The 15,704-nt window shown below is 66.0% G+C and carries 8 protein-coding genes; 4 read left to right on the top strand and 4 right to left on the bottom strand.

Annotated elements, in window-relative coordinates:
* Positions 1-154 precede the first annotated feature (154 nt).
* Together fdhF and G503_RS0104530 are read right to left on the bottom strand one after the other, a co-directional pair.
* On the bottom strand, positions 155-2,863 hold the full coding sequence (gene fdhF, locus G503_RS0104535) for a formate dehydrogenase subunit alpha (RefSeq protein ID WP_028026642.1): 2,709 nt from the start codon (positions 2,861-2,863) through the stop codon (positions 155-157).
* On the bottom strand, positions 2,856-4,691 hold the full coding sequence (locus tag G503_RS0104530; RefSeq protein ID WP_028026641.1) for an NAD(P)-binding protein: 1,836 nt from the start codon (positions 4,689-4,691) through the stop codon (positions 2,856-2,858). The genes fdhF and G503_RS0104530 overlap by 8 nt, the downstream gene beginning before the upstream one ends.
* Positions 4,692-5,051: 360 nt before the next feature.
* Between G503_RS0104530 and G503_RS16560 the strand changes: the two genes are divergently transcribed.
* The gene (locus G503_RS16560) at positions 5,052-5,816 is read left to right on the top strand and encodes a hypothetical protein (RefSeq protein ID WP_028026640.1); all 765 of its coding nucleotides are present in this window, start codon (positions 5,052-5,054) and stop codon (positions 5,814-5,816) included.
* Positions 5,817-6,115: 299 nt separating this feature from the next.
* On the opposite strand, the gene G503_RS0104520 is transcribed toward G503_RS16560, so the two are convergent.
* On the bottom strand, positions 6,116-7,213 hold the full coding sequence (locus G503_RS0104520) for a cation diffusion facilitator family transporter (protein ID WP_028026639.1): 1,098 nt from the start codon (positions 7,211-7,213) through the stop codon (positions 6,116-6,118).
* Positions 7,214-7,433: 220 nt separating this feature from the next.
* Between G503_RS0104520 and oxc the strand changes: the two genes are divergently transcribed.
* Positions 7,434-9,215 carry an oxalyl-CoA decarboxylase gene (gene oxc, locus G503_RS13715; RefSeq protein WP_051190919.1) on the top strand — a complete coding sequence of 594 codons (1,782 nt, stop codon included), beginning with the start codon at positions 7,434-7,436 and terminating at the stop codon, positions 9,213-9,215.
* A 242-nt stretch (positions 9,216-9,457) separates the two neighbouring features.
* Positions 9,458-10,510, top strand: a complete 1,053-nt coding sequence (locus tag G503_RS0104510) for an AEC family transporter (protein WP_035021748.1) — start codon at positions 9,458-9,460, stop codon at positions 10,508-10,510.
* A 106-nt stretch (positions 10,511-10,616) separates the two neighbouring features.
* Here G503_RS0104510 and G503_RS13710 read toward each other — a convergent pair whose 3' ends face one another.
* Positions 10,617-11,735 carry a virulence RhuM family protein gene (locus G503_RS13710; RefSeq protein ID WP_084636275.1) on the bottom strand — a complete coding sequence of 373 codons (1,119 nt, stop codon included), beginning with the start codon at positions 11,733-11,735 and terminating at the stop codon, positions 10,617-10,619.
* Positions 11,736-11,927: 192 nt separating this feature from the next.
* On the opposite strand from G503_RS13710, the gene nifJ reads away from it, so the two are divergent.
* Positions 11,928-15,698 (top strand): pyruvate:ferredoxin (flavodoxin) oxidoreductase, encoded by a 3,771-nt coding sequence (gene nifJ, locus G503_RS0104500; protein ID WP_028026637.1) that lies wholly within the window; start codon positions 11,928-11,930, stop codon positions 15,696-15,698.
* Positions 15,699-15,704: the final 6 nt, after the last annotated feature.

Genomic DNA, 15,704 nt, shown 5'->3' with positions numbered 1-15,704 from the left:
TGTCATTCTCGGGTTGCATTTTCACACACCTGGCGCGAAAACGGCCCCCGGAACCCGTGGTCCGGGGGCCGCGAGCGGCCAATCTCATAAATTGTCCACGTTCGAGGCCGTCAAACCGCCATTGATGAGGTCGTTTGTCAGCTTCGCGCGCCCGCTAGGCCCGTCTGACGGCCACGGCGCACACCTTGTACTCGGGCACCTTGCACACGTCGTCCAGAGCCGCGTTGGTGAGCCAGTTGGCGTTGCCGTCCTGGAAGTGGAAGGGCATCCACGTCTCGCCCGGCGAGGTCTTCGGCGACACGCGGGCCGTGGTGACCACCGATCCGCGGCGGCTTTCCACCCGAACCCGGTCGCCGTCGGCCACGCCCAGGGCCGCCGCATCGGCGTCGTTCAGCTCGATGAACGACGTATCGCCGATGGCGTTGAGTCCCTCGGTGCGGGCCGTCATGGCGCAGGCGTTGTAGTGGTGCAGCACGCGCCCGGTCATGAGCACGAGGGGAAACTCGTCGCAGGGCAGCTCGTCGGAGGCGCGGTACTCCGCATCGGAGAACTTCGCCTTCCCGCGGCTGAAGGTGCCCACGTGCATGATGGGCGTACCCGGAGAATCCGCCGTGGGGCAGGGCCATTGCAGCCCGCGCCCGGCCACTTCAGCGCTATCGAGGCGCTCGTGGCTGATGCCGCCGTAGCTGGGGGTGAGGCGCGCCACCTCGTCCATGATGGCCGCCGGGCTCAAATGCGGCTGCGGGTAGCCCATGCGGTTCATGATCTCGGTGAATATCCAGGTATCGGGGCGCGTTCCCTCGATTTCCACGGCCGGGCGGATGCGCTGCACGCGGCGCTCGGTGTTGGTGAAGGTGCCCTCCTTCTCGGCGTAGCTGCGCCCGGGCAGCACCACGTCGGCCAGCGCGGCCGTCTCGGTGAGGAACAAGTCGTCCACCACGAGGAAGTCCAGGGCCCTCAAGGCGCCCATCACGTGGTTCGTGTCGGCATCGGTGCGCACCGGGTCCTCGCCGAAGATGAACAGGCCCCGGATGCGGCCGTCCTTCATGGCGCCGAAGCACTCGGTGGCCATGAGCCCCGGCTTCTCCGGCAGCGCCACGCCCCAGGCTTCCTCGAACTTGGCCCGCACCTCGGGGTTGGCCACCTTCTGGTAGCCCGGGAAGTCGGCCGGGGTGGCCCCCATGTCGCAGGCGCCCTGCACGTTGTTCTGGCCGCGGATGGGGTTCACGCCGCAGCCGGGACGGCCCAGCTTGCCGGCCACCAGGGCGATGTTGGAAAGCGACATGACGCCCTCGGTACCCGTGGAGTGCTCGGTCACGCCGAGGCAGTAGATGATGGGAGCGGTATCGGCCCGACCGTACAGCTCGGCGGCCGCCACCAGGTCGTCCGGGTCGATGTGGCAGATCTCGGCCACGCGCTCGGGCGTGTAGCTCTCCACCATGGCGGCGAAGGCGGCAAAGCCCTCGGTGCGCTCCTCGATGAAGGCGTCATCGGCCAGGCCGGCGTGGATGAGCGCCCGGGCGAAGCCGTTGGCGAAGGCCACGTTGGTACCGGGACGCAGCTTCAGGTGGATGTCGGCGGCATCGGCGATGCGGATATCGCGCGGGTCCACCACGATGAGTTTGCTGCCGCGCTCCACGGCGGTGCGCACCTGCATGCCGATGACCGGGTGGGCCTCCTCGATATTGGAGCCCACCATCATGATGACATCCGGCGTATCGGTGATGTCGGCAATGGTGTTGGTCATGGCACCGGAGCCGAGCGTGATGGCCAGGCCCGCCACGGTGGGGGCGTGGCACACGCGGGCGCAGTTGTCCACGTTGTTGGTGCCGAAGGCGGCACGGGCCATCTTCTGCAGCAGGTAGATGTCCTCGTTGGCCGAGCGCGAGCAGGCGAAGGCGGCCACGGAATCGGGACCGGTCTCGCCGATGATGCGCTTGAAGTTCTCGGCCACGTAGTCGAGCGCCTCGTCCCAGCCGGCCGGCTCCAGCGCCCCAGTGGCGCGGTTGCGGATGAGGGGCGTGGTGAGGCGGTCGGGCGCCTGGACGAAGTCGAAGCTGCCCGAGCGGCCCTTCACGCAGAGGCGGCCGTGGTTGGAGGGCCCGTCGGCCGGGCGCGTGTCCACGATGCGGCCGTCTTTCACGAGCAGGTCGTACTGGCAACCCGTGGCGCAGTGGGGGCAGGTGGTGCGCACGGCGCTCACTTCCCAGGAACGATAGTCGGCGCGGCGCTTCTCCACGATGGCGCCGGTGGGGCAGGCCGCCGCGCAGCAGCCGCAGCTCTCGCAGCCCGTAGCGCGCCAGTCGGGCCCGAAGGGAGCCTCGATGGCCGCGCGCAGGCCCCGTTGGACCGTTTGCAGCGTGTGGTTGCGGGCCTGGTTGTTGCAGGCGCCCACGCAGCGCTGACAGCCGACGCACAGCCGCGGATCGAAGCGCAGAAACGGGTTCGCGTCCCGCACCGGGGCGTTCTTCTCGGGGGCGGGAAAGCTCGGCGCGTCCACCCCCAGATCGCGGCAGAGGTCCTGCAGCTCGCAGTCGCCGTTCTTCAGGCAGCTGAAGCAGAAGTTGGTGGAGTTCAGGCCGTGGTTGGAAATGACCAGGTCCAAAGCGAGGCGCCGGGCCTCGATAACCCGCGGAGTGTCGGTGCGCACGCGCATGGCCTCGATCACGGGGGTCTTGCAGGCGGCCACCAGCTCCGGTGTGCCCTCCACCTCCACCACGCACACGCGGCACGAGCCCACGTTGCTCACGTCTTTCAGGTAGCACAGGGTGGGAATGGCGACGCCGGCCTTCCGGGCCGCCTCCACGATGGTGGTGCCCGCGGGCACGCTCACAGCGCGGCCGTCGATGATCAGGTTAGGCATACTGGATGCGACCCCCTTCCGCACTGCCGCAGCCGAACACGTCGCAGCGCAGGCAGCGACCGCACTCCTGGGCGGCCTCTTCGTCGGACATGGCAACTTCTGTGGCTGCGAAATCGCGGGCGCGTTCGCGAGCCGGGCGCTCGGCCACCGCTACGCGCCCCGTGGGCACGCGGCGGTTCGGCACCGCACCGGGCGCCTCCACCCCGCAATCCAGAGTGTGGTTGTAGCCCAGGTAGGCATCGATATTGCGGGCCGCCACCTTGCCCGCGGCAATGGCGCGAATCACCGTGGCGGGGCCGGTCTGGCAATCGCCGCCGGCGAACACGTTGGTGAAGCCCTCGGCCACAAGGAAGTTGTCGGCCGTGAAGCGGCCGCGGTCGGCGGCCATGCCGAAGGCCTCGAAGGGATCGGAAACGATGTCCTGGCCGATGGCCACGAGCACCACGTCGGCGGCAATGACCGTCTCGGGCTTGTCGGCGGGAACGGGAGCGGGACGGCCGCCCTTCACCGGGCCCACCATCTGGGGCTGGGTGATGAGCGCCCGCACGGCGCCCTCCTCGTTCACGGCCAGGCCCACCGGCGCCTGCAGGGGCCGCATCTCCACGCCCTCGGCGATGGCGGCCTCCACCTCGGCGGCCAGGGCCGTCATGTCCTCCAGGCGACGGCGGTACACCACCGTCACCTCGCCGCCGCAGCGCACGGCGGTGCGGGCGCAGTCCATGGCCACGTTGCCGCCGCCGACCACCACCACCGACTTGCCCGTGAAATCGGGAATCTCGCCCTCGCCGATGGCGCCGAGCAGCTCCACGGCCGAGAACACGCCTGCGGCCCCCTCGTTCTCCAACCGCAGGGCTTTGGCCCCGTGGGCGCCGATGGCCACGTACAGGGCGTCGAAGTCGGCGGCCAGGCGCTCCAGGGCCGCGGCATCTACCGCCTCGCCGGCGTGCACGGCAATGTCGCCGGCCCGCAGGATGGCGGCGATGTCCTCATCCAAGCGCTCCCGCGGGAAGCGGTAGGAGGGAATGCCGAAGCGCATCATGCCGCCCAGCTGGGTGCGGCCCTCGTACACGTGCACCTCATGGCCCATAAGGGCAGCGAAGTAGGCGCAGGTGAGCCCCGAGGGGCCCGCGCCCACCACGGCGATGCGGCGCCCCGTGGCCGGCAGGGCCTCGGGCACGGCCACCGTATCGGCGGCGGCCCCATCCACGGCGTAGCGCTTGATGCCGCGAATGTTCAGGGGCGCGTCCACGAGCATGCGCCGGCAGCGGGTCTCGCAGGGATGCTCGCACACGAAGGCGCAGGCCGTGGGGAACGGGTTGTCCTTGCGAATCATGGCCACGGCGCCGGTGCAATCCCCCGCCCCGGCCAGGGCGATGTAGCCGGGCACGTTCACGTGGGCGGGGCAATCGGTCTCGCAGGGCACCGACTGGCCCACGCCGTCGGTGCAGCGGTGGCGCTGCACGTGGGAGGCGAACTCGTCGGCGAACTCGTCCAAGGCGGCAAGCACGGCCGCCCCGGCCTCTGAACCGATGGCGCAATCGGAGCCGTCGCGGGCCAGCTCGGCCAGGGCGCGCAAGCGCTCCATATCCCCTTCCGTGGCACGGCACGCCAGCACCGAGCCCATAAGGGCCGCGGCCTCGCGCAGCCCGTCTCGGCAGGGCACGCACTTGCCGCAGGTCTGGGCAGCGCTCGTCTCCAGCAGCGTGGCAGTCACCGCCACCGGGCACATCCCCGGGGGCGTGGCGGCCACGCGCCGCTCGAAGCGATCGAGAAACGCCCGCAGCCGCCCGTCGTGGACGGCCCGCGCCTCGATAGAGAGTCGGTTCATAGGCTTCTCCCTCTTCTTGTTCAGGTTAGACATGCGCCAGTGTATCAGCCGGCGCACAGGCCCCGTGTTTCCGAATGGTTTCCCACCGACCAGCGGCGCGACCCGCAGGGCACGCCGAAAGACACGGAAGGCACCGGGGCGATGTACCCTACGGGAACGCCCCCGCGCAGAGGCCGCCCCTGCTGAAATTGCGGAAAACCACCGCGCCATCCCCACAGCGAAACCCCCGGGAATCCACAACGCCCCGGCACTGACGCTTGTCAACAAACGGCCTACAGGACAATGATTAGCTTGCCGATCAAGGTTCTACGGCTATACTGTGTCCGTTGTCATTTTCGTCCCCAACCAAGGAGAACCGTCATGAATACCTCCCACGCCAAAGCCATCAAGGGCATGAGCATCGTCAACATCGTGCTCGCTTCCCTCGGCATCATCGGCATCCTGATCGCTTGGGCCATGCTCGGCGTCGGCGGTGCCGCCATTAACGATTCCGGCTACGATTATTTCTACACCGACGAGGGCTACATCATCGAGATGAGCGATATCAACATGATCCTCGGCCTGCTCGGCGGCTTTATCTTCTGGGGCTTTGCCTGTCTGGTTCTCGTGCTCATCGCCGGCATCATGGGCGTGCGCGGCGCGAACAAGCCCGAGAAGCTGAAGAGCGTCATGGTGTGGAACATCGTGGGTGCTGTCGCTTCGTTCTTCGGTGCGGGCATCATCTCGCTCGTGCTGTGCATCGTGGTGGCCGTGTTCGCCAACAAGGACAAGAACGCCGCCCTGGCCGGTACCGCCTATGCTGCGCCCATCTATAATGTCCCCACCTACGGCGCGCCCGTCGCTCCCCAGGCTCCGACCCAGCCGGTTGCTCCCCAGCAGCCGGCTGTCGCGCAGGCTCCCGCGACCCCCGCGGCCCCCGCGGCTGCGCCCGTTGCCGTCGCCGCCGAGACCCTCGTGTCCGACCCCGCGCCTGTGACCCCCGCCACCGAAGTGGCCGCCGAGGCCGTCACCGCCGAGGTAACCGCCGAGCCGGCCGTCGTCGTGCCCGACAACTACATCGAGGACGCCCAGGCCAGCGTCACCGTCGTGGAGGAGACTCCCGCTAACGACAAGCCCCAGGCGTAACCGCCAGCAAGGCAAATAGACACCGAGAGAGGGAGCCCGAAAGGCTCCCTCTCTTTATGCCCAACCATCCAGCCGACATCAAGCAGGTCCCCGCGCGGGCGGGGTGCGTTCGCGGCCGTCTGAGCGCCCCGCGGAGAACGCGGCCCAAGAGAAGCAGCTTCCACGCCAGCACCAACGATACCGGGACAGTACCGACTGATGCGCGTCATCCCCTCTGCTTCCCTAGCCGCGTTCGCAGCGGGAACCAGCGCGAAGTCGGCCGCGAACGCACCCCTCCCGCGCGGGGACCGGACAGCACCCTACTCCTCGTAGTCCGTATCGATCACCACATCGAAGGAGTAATCCGGGTACCGCGCCGCCAGCGCCCTCACCACCGCATCGCGCACCGCTTCCCCGTCGGCCGAGAAGTCCACCACCATGTCGAAGTACACCGTGGCGTCTGCCGTATCCACGTAAAACCCGTGCACCTGCCCGATGGCCGGCTCCTCCGCCACGATCTTCTGCAGATCGGCGCGCATATCGGCAAACTGCCCCTGGCTGTTGGCCGCGTAGATGCCCACGATGGCCCGGATACGGAACTTCTCCGCGAGCCCCTCGGTGATCTTGCGCGTCAGCTCGTGGATCTGGCGGGCGTCGGTGGCATCGTCCACCTCGATGCGCAGGCCGCCGAGCACCTCGTTGGGCCCGAAATTGTCCAGCACGATATCGTAGGTGCCCCGTACTCCGGGAAACCCGTTCACGTACGTGGCGATGGCGTTCACCAGCTTCTTGTCCTCGGGCAGTCCGATGATGGGGCCCAGGGCGTCCCGCAGCACCTCGATGCCGGCCTTGCATACCACCAGCGAGATGATAAGGCCCACGATGCCGTCGATGTTGAGCCCCCACAGGTTCTGGGCCGCGGCCACCACCAGCGTGCCCGCTGAGAGCACCGCGTCGTAATTGGAGTCCACCCCCGAGGCGATGAGCGCCTCGCACTGCGTCTTGTCGCCGAAGCGCTTGAACATGATGCCGATGGCGATCTTCGCCAGAATGGCCACCACGATGACCGCGATGGTGACGACCGAGTAACTCGGCGTGCCCGGATGGATGATCTTCACCACCGATTCCCGCAGCGAAACCACGCCGGCCACTAAAATGATGACGGCGATGACTACGCTCGTCAGGTATTCCACGCGCCCGTAGCCGAAGGGGTGGCGGCGGTCGGGGCGGCGCCCGGCCAGCTTCGTGCCCACGATGGTCACGATGGAGGACAGGGCGTCGGTGGCGTTGTTCACGCCGTCCAGAATGATGGCGATGGAATGGGACACGAATCCCACGGCCAGCTTGAATGCCACGAGCAGCAGATTGCCCGCAATGCCGTATACGCTCGCCCTAACGATCTCCCGCTCGCGATCCATGACCATCACCTTCGCTATATTATGTGCGCCCTTCCGGCTCAGCTTCGATTATAGTCCTCGCCTCTCCCATCCTGAATGCTTACCACGTTGCCTTTCCAATGCAGTTCGGCAACTTCCCGCCAACAGCGGCCCCAGCAGCCGAAACAGGCCGTAGGCGCGGACTATATTCCGTAGAGAAGCACCGCTTCTCCCTGTCCACGCTCACTTTCAGGAGGCATTCATGACTACCACTCCCACGGCCGCGCCAGCCGCGAGCACCAACCTCACCGACGGATTCCACGTGCTGGTTCAATCGCTGCTGAAGAACGACCTGAACCGCATATACGGCGTCATCGGCATTCCCGTGACCGATGTGGCCCGTATCGCCCAGGCCAAGGGCATCCGCTACATCGGCATGCGCCACGAGGCCGACGCGGGCAACGCCGCTGCGGCCGAGGGCTTCATCACCGGCAAGCCCGGCCTGTACCTCACCGTGTCGGCCCCCGGGTTCCTGAACGGCATCGTGCCCTTGAAGGAGGCCACCGAGAACGGCTGGCCCGTCATCATGATGGCCGGTTCGTCGTCCCGCGAGCTCATCGACTTGGGCGAGGGCGACTACGAGGGGCTCGACCAGCTGAACTACGCGAAGCCCTTCGCCAAGGCCGCCTACCGGGTCGATAAAGTGGAGGACATTCCGCTCGTGGTGGCCCGGGCCATCCGCGCCGCCTGCTCGGGGCGGCCCGGCGGCGTGTACATCGACCTGCCCGGCGACACCCTGGGCCAGACCATCGACGCCACCGTGGCCGAGGGCCTGCTGTACAAGGTGAACGACCCGGCCCCGGCCCAAATTCCCGCCCAAAGCGTCGTTGATGAGGCCATGGCCGTACTGGCCAGCGCCAAGAAGCCCCTCATCTACCTGGGCAAGGGCGCAGCCTACGCCCAGTGCGACGACGAGGTGCGCCAGTTCGTGGAATCCACCGGCGCGCCGTATTTGGCCATGTCCATGGCCAAGGGCCTTTTGCCCGACGACCACCCGCAGAACGCCGCCAGCGCCCGCGGCATGACCATGCGCGAGGCCGACGTGGTGGTGCTTTTGGGCGCGCGCCTGAACTGGATGCTGAACTTCGGCAAGGGCAAGCACTGGAACGAGAACGTGAAGTTCATCCAGGTGGACATCGACCCCACCGAGATCGACAACTCCCGCTACATCGCAGCCCCCGTGGTGGGCGATCTGAAATCCACCGTGGGACTGTTCAACGACTACCTGACCGCCCATCCCTTCAAGGCCGACCCCGCCTGGCTTGAGGCCATCCAGGCCGATTCCGCGAAGAACAACGCCCGCTTCGGCGGGGCCGAGACGGCCGGCACCGTGCCCATGAACCACTATAACGCCCTGGGGGCCATCAAGAAGGTGACCGACGCCAACCACGACGTGTACATCGCCAACGAGGGCGCCAACGCCCTGGACGACTGCCGCGACATCATCGACATGTACCTGCCCCGCCACCGCCTGGACTGCGGCACCTGGGGTGTGATGGGCGTGGGGCTGCCCTACGCCATCGGCGCGGCCGTGACCACCGGCAAGCCCGTCATCTCCATCCACGGCGATTCCGCCTTCGGCTTCGACGGCATGGAAGTGGAGACCATCTGCCGCTACCACCTGCCCGTGACCGTGGTGGTGCTGAACAACGGCGGCATCTACCGCGGCGACTTCAAGAACCTCGGCACCGACGGCGACCCCTCGCCGCTGACGCTTGCGGCCTGCGCCCATTACGAGAAGCTGATGGAGGCCTTCGGCGGCACCGGCTACTACGCCACCACCCCGGCCGAGGTGGAGCAGTACGTGGCCGCCGGGGTGGCGAGCCGCAAGCCCACCCTGGTGTGCTGCGAGCTGTCCATCCACGCCGGCAAGGAATCGGGCCACATCACCTACCTGAACCCGCAGCCCGTCACCGGCCCGCTCGTAGGCAACGAGCAGGAAGACCTCGCCGAGCACCGCGAGAACGGCAAACTCGTCGATTAAGGAAGGCATCAACTGCGGCCGACATGTCTCCCATTCCCCACGAGCCATGTCGAATGCGCCCTCGACAATGACCGAGTGTAGAGGGGCCGTGGGGCGCCTCGACCGAGCGAGTTCCGCAGCGACGAGAACAGGACTAAACGTCCTGTTCTCCAAAGCGAGGACTGCAGAGCGAATCGAGGTGCCCCACGGCCCCGACCGGCGCAGAGTCCCAAGCTAACATCAACCGAGAAAGAAGGCCCAAAATGGGAGACATCGGTAACATCATCATCGCCGACATCCTGCCGATCTTCGCCATCATGATCCTCGGCTACCTCGGCGGCAAATTGCACAAGTTCGATAACGACCAGATGCAGGGTCTGAACAAGGTCGTGCTGGACATCGCCCTGCCGGCCGCGCTGTTTCTCTCCATCACCAAGGCCACCCGCGAGATGCTGTTCAGCGACCTTCCCCTCACCCTCGTGAGCCTGGTCGTGGTCATCGGCATGTTCATGCTCAGCTTCTTTTTGTGCTGGAAGATGTTCAAGCACAACATCGCCGAGGCCGGCGTCTGCGCCCTTATCGCCGGATCGCCCACCATCGGCTTTCTGGGCTTCGCCGTGCTGGACCCGGTGTTCGGCACCGGCACCCAAACGGGCCTCGTGGTGGCCATCGTGGCCATTATCGTGAACGCCATCACCATCCCCATCGGCTTCTACCTGGTGAACAAGGGCTTGAACGCCGAGGCCGCGAGCAAGACGAAACTCGCCGCCACGGGCACGGCCGCCATCGCGGGCAAGGGCGCTCCTGCCGCGCCCGCGCCGGCAAAGAAGGCCCACAACTCCAACCTGGATGCTGTCATCAAGTCGCTGAAGCAGCCGGTGGTGTGGGTGCCCATCCTGGCCGTGGTCATGGTGCTCGTGGGCATCAAGTTCCCCGCCGAGCTTGACCCCTGCTTCAGCCTCATCGCCAAGGCCAACTCCGGCCTGGCCGTATTCGCCGCCGGCATCGCGCTGTCCACCGTGAAGTTCAGCCTGGGCAAGGAGACCATCTGGAACGTGTTCTACCGCAACCTGCTCACCCCGGCCATCGGCCTGGCGCTGGGCCTGGTATGCGGCATCCATGGCGAGATGCTCCAGATGTTCGTGCTGGCCATCGCCCTGCCCCCGGCGTTCTCCGGCATCATCATCTCCAGCCGCTACAACATCTACGTGCGCGAGGGCGCGTCCACCGTGGCCGTGTCCACCCTGGCCTTCGCCGCTACGATGCCCCTGTGGATCGTCGTAACCCCCATGATCGAGCACCTGTTCGGCGCATAGGAGACATCCCGCCTCGGGGCTGTTTCCCAAGCCCGCCTGCCCTCCAACAAGAGCGCAGGCGGGCTTTCTTGCAAAAGAATGGGCTCAGTCTACAAATTCACAGTTCTCAATCTGCATCGACCCCGCCTCCACTGGACCGGCGAAGAGCTGCCGCCCTGTCTAGCTCCTCGCTGAAGGGGAGCGTGAGCTGATAGGCTATATAACGGTCGAAATCGCTCTCGAATAGGCTATCTTGGACTATGCGATATTTCTCGAACTCGCTCAAGGCAAAGGATTCTGCGACCTCCGCGGCTACCTTCCCGGGGTTGTCCAAAACCTCCTCTTCGTTGAATTTGAGGAACGCATCTAACCGAGCAGCCCAATCCTCCATGGTCATGGGGATGCGTTTCATGGCTTGGCGCTCGGCATAATCTAGATACATAGTTACAATGAGCTCCAGCGATTTTGCCTCGTCCTTATTGAGATAGTTCTTTGCGATCACCACATCAGATCGAAGAATTTTCCCCGCAGGCGCATTGCGCCAGGTTCTCAACCCCATATGTGGCTGTTCCGCATCGGCGCGATCCATGATGAGCTCTGCCGCAGTGTTTCCGTGAACGGCATAATGCATTTTGTTTTGAACAGTAGCGAAGAACCTTCGTGTGGTCGGAGCATCGAGGTTATAGTCAATCGATGTGGCATAAATATCAGTGATCTTTTGATAAAGTCGCCTCTCGCTCAAACGGATTTCCCTGATTTCTTCGAGAAGATGCTCGTAATAATCCTCGCCGAGAAAAGCGCCGTCCTTCATTCGCTCATCATCCATCACATAACCCTTGATGGTGTATTCCGCAAGAATGGCAGTGGCCCATTGCCGAAACTGGACAGCCCGCACAGAGTTGACCCGATATCCGACGGCGATGACAGCATCGAGGCGATAGAACAGCCTTTCGCGCTCCACCTCGCGATCACCTTCGGTTTGAACTGTTAAAAATTTCTTAACAGTTGTCTCTTTGCCAAGCTCGCCATCTACATACAGCTGCTTAAGATGCTGCGAGACATTCGGAACGCTACAATCGAAAAGCTCGGCAATCATCTTCTGGGTCGCCCAAATCATCTCATTCGTGAAGAGAACCTCAACCGCCGATTCTCCCGTTGACGCAGTAAAGGCAAGAAACTCCGCCGAGCTGCTTCGCAGGTCAACGCCAAGGATCTCGCCCTCTTCGACTTTTCTTTTTCGCGCCATAACCCGCTCCTCTATACTGAAGTACTCATGCGTAAGGCTATCGTACAACGTTTATGGCTCATTGCAACAAATACCCCGAGGGAATCGGAGACCTCACGGTTGCCCTACGAATGGCCCTTGGATCCACAAGGGGATCGGACTCCTTCTAAACTGAACTTTGTTTCATTAGCTGAATACGCGAGAGGAGCTCCCATGAGCACGCAGCGCAGAGCGGTCACGGGTATGGAGGCGGCGGCGAGTGCGGCCTATGCGCTGTCGGACGTGGCGGCCATCTTCCCCATCACGCCTGCCTCGCACATGGCCGAGAAGGTGGAGTCGTGGGCGGCAGCGGGCCGCGAGAACTTCTTCGGGCACCCGGTGGTGGTGAAGGAGATGCAGTCGGAAAAGGGCGTGGCCGGCACGCTGCACGGCTGTTTGGCCGGCGGGGCGCTCGCTACTACCATGACGGCGAGCCAGGGCCTCATGCTCATGATCCCCAACATGTACAAGATATCCGGCGAGATGCTGCCCGGCGTGTTCCACATCACCACGCGCTCGCTGGCGGCCCATGCGCTGTCTATCTTCGGCGACCACCAGGATCTCATGGCCGTGCGCGCCACGGGCGTGGCCATGCTGGGCTCGGCCTCGGTGCAGGAATGCCAGGATCTCTCCTGGGTGGCGCACCTGTCGGCCATCGAGGGGAGCCTGCCCTTCGTGCACTTCTTCGACGGCTTCCGCACCTCCGATGAGGTGCGGACCATCGACGTGATCGACCCCGAAACCATGCGGCCGCTCGTAAACTGGCAGGCCGTGAGCGCCTTCCGCCACCGCGCCATGGACCCGGAGCATCCCGCCATCCGCGGCACCGCTCAGAACCCCGACATCTACTTCCAGAACCGCGAGGCCCCCAACGCCGCCTACGACGCGCTGCCGGCCATCGTGCAGGGGACCATGGACGCGCTGGCAGGCGTGTGCGGACGGCAGTATCACCTGTTCGACTACGTGGGCGCCGCCGATGCCGAGCGCGTCATCGTCACCATGGCCTCCAGCTGCGAGACCGTGGAGGCCACCGTGCGTGCCCTCGTGGACGCCGGCGAGAAGGTGGGCCTCGTGAAGGTGCGCCTGTACCGCCCCTTCTCAGCCGAGCACCTGCTAGCGGCCCTGCCGGCCACCGCGCGCGTCGTGTGCGCGCTGGACCGCACGAAGGAGCCGGGCAGCCTGGGCGAGCCGCTCTTCCTGGACGTGCAGGCCGCCGTGGCCGCCGTGCGCCCGAACGTGCGCGTCATCGGGGGTCGCTACGGACTCTCCTCCAAGGAGTTCACGCCGGCTCAAGCCAAAGCGGTCTTCGACACCATGGCCGCACCCGAGCCGAAGACGCGCTTCACCGTGGGCATCAACGACGACGTGACCCACCTGTCGCTGCCCGTGCCCGCCTGGGAGCCCGCGCCCTCCCAGCCGCTCACCCAGGCCGTCTTCTACGGCTTCGGCTCCGATGGCACCGTGAGCGCCAACAAGGTGGCGGCCCGCATCGTGAGCGATGCCGCGGGCAAGTTCGTGCAGGAGTACTCCTGGTTCGACTCGAAGAGATCGGGCGGCCTCACCATCTCCTACATGCGCTTCGGCGACGCGCCCGTGCACGAACCCTGGCTTATCACGAGCGCCGATTACCTGGCCTGCCACAAGGACATCTACGTGAAGCGCGGCTACGATATGTTCGATCGCCTGCGCGACGGGGGCACCTTCGTGCTGAACGCGCCCTGGACCTCCGTGCATGAGCTGGACGCGGCGCTCCCCGCGAAGCTGCGGCGCGCCATCGCCGCCAAGCACGCCGACTTCTACGTCATCGACGCCGCCAAGCTGGCCGCCGACGAGGGGCTGGGCCCGCGCATCAACATGATCATGCAGACGGTGTTCTTCCGCCTGACCCGCGTGATGGACTTCGATGAGGCGGTGCAGCTGCTGAAGGAGAACGTGGCTGCGGTGTACGCCTCGAAGGGGGCCGACGTGGTGTCCCGCGACCAGCAGGCCATCGATAAAGCCGCGGATGCCCTCGTGAGAATCGGCTATCCGAAAAGCTGGGAGCACGCCCGCGACGATGGTGCCGCGCCGAGCGACTACGCCGCCGGCACTGCCCCGGCCGTGCGCCTGGGGTCGGTGCCCGGGGAGGACGCCTTCATCAAGAACGTCTTCCGCCCCTTGGACGAGCTGCGCGGCGACGAGCTGCCCGTGAGCGCCCTGGCCCCCGACGGCATCGTGCCGCCCGGGTCGGCTGCCTGCGAGAAGCGATGCGTGGCCTACGAGATTCCCGCCTGGGACGCCACCAAATGCGTGGAGTGCTACGAGTGCTCGCTCGTATGCCCCCACGCCGCCATCCGCCCCTACGTGGCCACGGCCGACGAGCTCGCCGGCGCGCCGACCGCCTTCGCCATCAAGCCCGCGCGGCTTCCGCAACTGGCCGGCATGGCCTTCCGCATTCAGGTGTACCCGGAAGACTGCGTGGGCTGCGGCAGCTGCGCCGACAACTGCCCGGCCCCGGGCAAGGCGCTCACCATGCAGCCGCTGGCCAGCCAACTTGCCACCCAAAAGGAGAACCTCGCCTTCGCCCAGACCAACATCGCGCTGAAAGACGATCTCGTGCCCACCGACTCCATTCCCGGCACCCAGCTGCAGAAACCGCTGCTGGAGTTCTCCGGCTGCTGCGGGGGCTGCGGCGAGACGCCTTACGTGAAGCTGCTCACCCAACTGTTCGGCGACCGTCTCATCATCGCGAATGCCACGGGCTGCTCGTCCATCTGGGGCGCCTACATGCCCTCGATGCCCTACACGGTGAACCCGCGCGGGCACGGCCCGGCCTGGGGCAACTCGCTGTTCGAGGACAACGGGGAATTCGGCTACGGCATCGCTAAGGCCGTCAAGGTGCGTCGCCGTCACCTCACCGACCTCGTGAAGCGGGCCGTGGGAGAGAAGATTCCGCTTGCGACGACGTTCGTCGATCCCGTCGGCGAGGACGCGCAGCAAAGCATTGCTGGAGGTGCAGCCGCACAGGCGGTCCCGAGCACGTCGGACGAGGGCGCCGACGCGGCGTCAGGTGGCACGCTGGCAGATGGCACGTCGGCAGATGGCACGCCGGCCTTCTCCCCCGCCACGACGGCGCTTCTGCGCGACTGGCTCGCCGCAGCCGATGACGCCGACGCCGCCTACGACCTCGGTCAGGCGGCCCAGCGGGTCCTGAAAGCCGAGCGCGCGGCCCTTGCCGAGAGCAACCCTGCCCGCGCGCTGGCCGACGAGATCCTCGACTACGGCGAGATGTTCGGCGCCAAGAGCGTCTGGGCCGTGGGCGGCGACGGCTGGGCCTACGACATCGGCTTCGGCGGCCTCGACGAGGTACTGGCCTCGGGCGAGAACATCAACGTGCTCGTGCTGGACACCGAGGGCTACTCCAACACCGGCGGCGAGATGTCGAAGGCCACGGAGCTCTCCAGCGTGTCCGGCTTCACCCTGGACGGCAAGCCCACGCCTCGCAAGGATCTGGGGCGCATGATGATGCAGTACGGGTACGTGTACGTGGCCCAGGTGTGCCTCGGTGCCAACATGGGGCAGACCATCGCCGCCCTGCGCGAGGCCGAAGCCTACGACGGCCCCTCCATCGTGATCGCCCTGTGCCCGTGCATCAGCTGGGGTATCAAGGGCGGCATGAGCACGAATCTGCGCGTGGCCCGGGAAGGCGTGGAAGCCGGCTACTGGCCGCTGTTCCGCTTCAACCCTCAGCAGGCTGCCGCAGGACACGACCCCCTGACCGTGGACTACCGGGCCCCCGACGGCCACCTGGACGACTTCCTCACCAGGCAGGACCGCTTCGCGTCGCTGCTCGCTCGCGACCCGCGCCGGGCGCGCATGCTCCACAGCGAGCTGGCCAAAGACCTTGCCCGCGAGTACACCGAACTAGAGCGCACCGTGAAGGTGTACGAACCCGAAACCCAATAAGCAATC

It is taken from the genome of Adlercreutzia mucosicola DSM 19490 (assembly GCF_000422625.1).
GTDB classification, from domain to species: Bacteria; Actinomycetota; Coriobacteriia; order Coriobacteriales; family Eggerthellaceae; genus Adlercreutzia; species Adlercreutzia mucosicola.
This window is presented reverse-complemented; position numbering and strand designations above follow the sequence as displayed.

What these genes read in the sequence shown, in the direction of transcription:
- fdhF (WP_028026642.1), bottom strand. Translation starts at nt 2,863, where the DNA reads ATGCCTAACCTGATCATCGACGGCCGCGCTGTGAGCGTGCCCGCGGGC.
- G503_RS0104530 (WP_028026641.1), bottom strand. Translation starts at nt 4,691, where the DNA reads ATGAACCGACTCTCTATCGAGGCGCGGGCCGTCCACGACGGGCGGCTG.
- G503_RS16560 (WP_028026640.1), top strand. Translation starts at nt 5,052, where the DNA reads ATGAATACCTCCCACGCCAAAGCCATCAAGGGCATGAGCATCGTCAAC.
- G503_RS0104520 (WP_028026639.1), bottom strand. Translation starts at nt 7,213, where the DNA reads ATGGATCGCGAGCGGGAGATCGTTAGGGCGAGCGTATACGGCATTGCG.
- oxc (WP_051190919.1), top strand. Translation starts at nt 7,434, where the DNA reads ATGACTACCACTCCCACGGCCGCGCCAGCCGCGAGCACCAACCTCACC.
- G503_RS0104510 (WP_035021748.1), top strand. Translation starts at nt 9,458, where the DNA reads ATGGGAGACATCGGTAACATCATCATCGCCGACATCCTGCCGATCTTC.
- G503_RS13710 (WP_084636275.1), bottom strand. Translation starts at nt 11,735, where the DNA reads ATGGCGCGAAAAAGAAAAGTCGAAGAGGGCGAGATCCTTGGCGTTGAC.
- nifJ (WP_028026637.1), top strand. Translation starts at nt 11,928, where the DNA reads ATGAGCACGCAGCGCAGAGCGGTCACGGGTATGGAGGCGGCGGCGAGT.